Annotated in this window: 4 protein-coding genes; 1 reads left to right on the top strand and 3 read right to left on the bottom strand. The window is 62.0% G+C overall.

What is annotated here, in order from left to right; translation table 11 throughout:
* The 3 genes from ACR2JI_RS07940 to ACR2JI_RS07930 form a co-directional block, all read right to left on the bottom strand.
* A partial coding sequence (locus ACR2JI_RS07940) for an SRPBCC domain-containing protein (protein WP_526389535.1) occupies positions 1-289 on the bottom strand: 289 nt, incomplete at its 3' end.
* A 43-nt stretch (positions 290-332) separates the two neighbouring features.
* Positions 333-1,982, bottom strand: coding sequence for a UbiD family decarboxylase (locus ACR2JI_RS07935; RefSeq protein ID WP_526389534.1), 1,650 nt, complete (start codon positions 1,980-1,982; stop codon positions 333-335).
* A gap of 282 nt (positions 1,983-2,264) precedes the next feature.
* Positions 2,265-3,452 (bottom strand): PucR family transcriptional regulator, encoded by a 1,188-nt coding sequence (locus tag ACR2JI_RS07930; protein WP_526389533.1) that lies wholly within the window; start codon positions 3,450-3,452, stop codon positions 2,265-2,267.
* Between the two features lie 90 nt (positions 3,453-3,542).
* Here ACR2JI_RS07930 and ACR2JI_RS07925 point away from each other — a divergent pair, with 90 nt between their 5' ends.
* A complete protein-coding gene (locus ACR2JI_RS07925; protein ID WP_526389532.1) occupies positions 3,543-3,779 on the top strand; it encodes a hypothetical protein in 237 nt (78 codons plus the stop codon).
* Positions 3,780-4,037 lie beyond the last annotated feature (258 nt).

Below are 4,037 nucleotides of genomic sequence, written 5' to 3'. Positions count from 1 at the left end.
CGGTGCGGCCATCCGGCAGATCGGCGAGCGCGATGGTCAGCGTCTTGCCGGCGGTGTTGCCCGGCCCCTCCACCGCGGTGCGCACGATCGACTCGCCGGGGTTGAGTTCGTCGATCCTCCAGCCGAAGGTCAGGCCCGGCTTCGGGGTCCACGTCACCGTCTTTCCCGGGGCGATCTCGCCGTCCATCGTTCCCTCGTGCCACTTGCGCTGCTGCTCGATGTTTGCCAGCGCGGCGTATACCGCCGATCGGGGTGCAGAGATGGCGATGGCGTGTCGAAGAGTCGTCATGAATCAGCTCCTGAGGTCCGTTGGTCGGAAATAGTTGGTCTGTTTAGGGTTCGACAACAATGCCATCGTCGAAGTAGGACACCTTCGTGCGGATCTTCTTGTAGTCCTCGCCGGTTTCGAGGTAGCGGCCCTCGACGGCGCGTTTGGCTGCCTCGACCCACTTGTCGGGGAAGTACCCCAGCCCGTATCCGTGCCAGGGCTTGTGTGGTGTCAACGGTGGCAGTTTGAGTTCGTCTTCCCAGATCTTCCTGGCGTTCTCCATGAGTTCCTTGGCCGGCAGCGCCACCGGAGGATAAGCCCAGTTGATGGTGGCATCGATCATGATCTGCGAGCCACCGAATCCGTCGGGGTAGGTGCGATCGGTGAACGACGCTTCGACCGGCGCCCCGGAGGGGTCGAGGTCGGTGTTGCGGCCGCGCTGGATCTGGACGTCCTTGTGTGGCTGTACGCGCCAGGACAGCGCCCACAGCACACTATCGAGGTCGTTGCTGTCGATATCGTCATCGACGCCGATGACCCACTTGCACCACCCCATGTTTCGAGAGGAGGCCACTGCCCGCAGTGCGTTCCACACCTCCCCGGGAACCGGCTTATGGAATTCGACCACCACGAAGTTCGCCGATCCCGACATTTCGGCGATGCTGACTTTGCGCATGTTTGGCGACTTGAGCCGCAGTTCTTCCTCGAGGAACCCTTCCCAGCCGAACTTCCGCAGACATGAACTCTCACTTGGCGGCATCTCGCTGATGAAGGCTTGGAAGATCGGCTTGGTGCGGTGGGTGATGGCGGTGACTTCGAAGATCATCTGGTAGTCCTCGGCGCCGACGTAGCCGCCGAACTCGCCGAAGGGACCTTCCATTTCGAGAATGTCGGTGCGGATGATGCCTTCGATGGCGATCTCGGCATGCGCCGGAATGAGCAGGTCGACGGTTTCGGCTTGCACCAGTTCCAGCGGGGCGCCGTCGAGCGCACCTGCCGCGTCGTATTCGGAAATGTTGAGCTTGTTGACGCTCGCCAGCGAGAGCGTCGGAGGTGGCGCGAGGATGAGCACAGCCTCCAACGGCTTGCCCAGCCGGCGGGCCTTCTCCCAGTAGCCGCGCTCGTCCTGACCGGACATCATCAGCACGCCGGTACGATCGGCCGCCTTCAGCTGAACCCGATAAGTTCCGGCGTTGTAGATGCCGGTTTCGGGATCCTTGGCGATCCAGACCGGTGCGCTGAAGTACGCCGAGGAATCCGTGCCGGGATTGACCACCGGGACTGGGAACTGGTCGATACCGCCGGTCTTGAGAATGTCGTCGCCGGTGATGATGTTTTCTTTCACCGGTGCTTCGGCTGCTGAGACTGTCACCGGCGGGATGGGGTTCTGCTCGGCGCGCAGCCACTTCGCTGCGATCTCATCGGGGGAGTCGACGCCCATGGCGGCGGCATAGACCTGCGGTGAGGCGCCCACGATGGCCACCGCCATCTGCCCGTCGAAGCTGCGTCCACGGGAATCGGTGAGGTTCTCGAACAGCCAGCCGGTGCGCTGCTCGGCCTCCTGGCCGCGGAACTGCCAGCGCACCAGCGGCATCACCTCGGTGTCCTTGTTGGTCGTGCGCGACACTCGTCTCAGCAGGCCGCGGCGGTCGAGTTCATCCAAATACTCGCGAACGTCGCGGTACTTGGGACCGGGTGCGGATGAGCCTGTCATAGCGCGGCCTTTCGGATTGTTTTTCAGCAGGAAATCGGCAGCCGTTTACCCGCCGCATTGCGACGATGAGTACAACAAATACACGATCGAGCAGCCGTCGCGGCAGCAGGTGAAAAGGATTGTTCAGCCGCACAAATCCGCCACTGACCGGCGCTCCGAAATGTTCCTCCCCACGACACAAGCGCATCTCGGTTGTGGATGAGGCACTGACAGCCGGCACCAGATGTGAGACCCATCAGCCCGGTTGAGATGGAATAGGTGACCTTCGGCGACCTCTACCGTCTACCCCAACAACAGGTCGACTTCAAACGCAAGGCACAGCTCGGCCAGCTCGATCGGCCGACCGAGTGACTTGCCGGTGAGTTCTTCGACTCGTCGTAGCCTGTGGCGCACAGTATTCGCATGGCAGTGCAGACGCTGCGCGGCGTCACCGATAGAGCCGCCGGCGTCCGCCCACATCCGAAAGGTGTTGAACAGCACTTCGCGCTCGCGTTCGTCGACGTCGGTGAAACCGGCGAGAACTGCCGACGAGACCTGTTTCATCACATCTGGAGCGCTGACTGCCGCAATCGAAAGCGGCGTTGCCTCAAAGGTGGTGAGTAATGTCCCATCGGGCGGTTCGATGGTCAGTGCTGTCCGCGCGTATCTGATGCCTCGAGGCGTGTCCCGCAGGTCGTCGAACCGCGAGCTGATGCCGACCCGGTTGATTGCGAGGCTAGCCAGCGTGCCTTTCAGGAGGTCCAGCATCGCGTCATCGCGTACATACACCAGACCGAGTTGGACGTCGGGCAGAAGTCGCCAGGCTGAGGTGATTTCGAGACTGTCGAGCTTGGCCTCGATTCCCATGAGGGCTGATCGACCGACTGATGCGCACTCGGCGGCAACGGCGACGTAGGGCCCCTGGGCGGGCAATCTCAAAATCTGCGCGATTTCCCATAGATCCGCCTGCCCGACGATTCTTCCGTCTATGAGGGCTTCCGCCAATGCTGCCCGTTCAGCCGCTTGGTTGAGAACCTTGCGGCTCACCGTGTCGCGATATGCGCCCGCCATGGCGTGGGTGTAGGTGTCCTGCGCCAGCCAGAGTCGATCGAAGATCCGCATGAACGCTTCTCGACTGAGGTCTGGGCGGGCGGTCGCCAGGTCTGCCACTTCTTGCCTCGTCAATCGCCCCGCGATGGCGTATGCCTCCAACATCGCCGGTAGGGGAATTCCCGCGCGCGCCCGCCTTTCCCCTACGTTGGTCGGCTGCTCGGTCGAGTACGGGGTAGCGGAATTCACTGCCTCGAACATCTGCCGAATACTCGTCCGGAGATCGGAAGTGAGTTCGTCCTTGCCGACTTGGCCGGTCCCGCCGTAGTAATCCACCTCATTCCAGATGGTGTCGGCAACGATCGCCCCGAGAGCGTCGCATCCTTTCAGCAGAGCGGTTTGGATCTCGGCGATCTGCGCCTCTAGATCAGACGACGGCATGGGAAGAGACTACGACGCAACGTGTGGTCAGGAATACGGAAATCTCTGGGTCTCGGGCACGGGGTCCAACTCGGAAATGAGCGTGTCGAGTTGATCCAGTTTGATCAATTCGACATCGATCTTGATTTTCTGAACCCAGCTGCGCGGGCGCGGGCGAAGGCTGGTGAGAATGTCATCGCCGTGATGATGTTTGCTTTAACCGGAGCGCGCGCAACCGCGACCCTTACTGGGGGAAGGGATTCTGCTGAGCACTTGGTCCGCGTGATCGAACAGCTGCGGGGGCAGACCGAACGACTTCTCTGCTGCAATACGTTCCCGATAACTTGACATAATGTGGCTTATCGGCAGAAACTTAACCTGGGACGACGGCTGCGACCCTCGCCATTGCAAGCGCCAGGACCGCGATCCGGCACCCGTGCCGTCTTCTTGCGTCGATCCGCGCACGTGCCGGCAACCACCCCCGGGATTGTCCGGCTGATCGCGTGACGGCCATGGGTTTGCGGCGTGTTGAGCGACTGCTTGGCTGTGGCCCGTACGTCTCGGCGCCGGCCACCTTCCCGGTCGCTCCACGCGTGCAGGCCACGA

The sequence above is a fragment of the Mycobacterium sp. genome (assembly GCF_051006775.1).
GTDB lineage: Bacteria > Actinomycetota > Actinomycetes > Mycobacteriales > Mycobacteriaceae > Mycobacterium.
Note: the sequence above shows the minus strand (reverse complement) of the source record. Positions and strands in the feature narration are given on the sequence as shown.

Excerpts from the sequence above, each read along its gene's own strand:
- ACR2JI_RS07930 (WP_526389533.1), bottom strand. The coding sequence starts at position 3,452 with ATGCCGTCGTCTGATCTAGAGGCGCAGATCGCCGAGATCCAAACCGCT.
- ACR2JI_RS07935 (WP_526389534.1), bottom strand. The coding sequence starts at position 1,982 with ATGACAGGCTCATCCGCACCCGGTCCCAAGTACCGCGACGTTCGCGAG.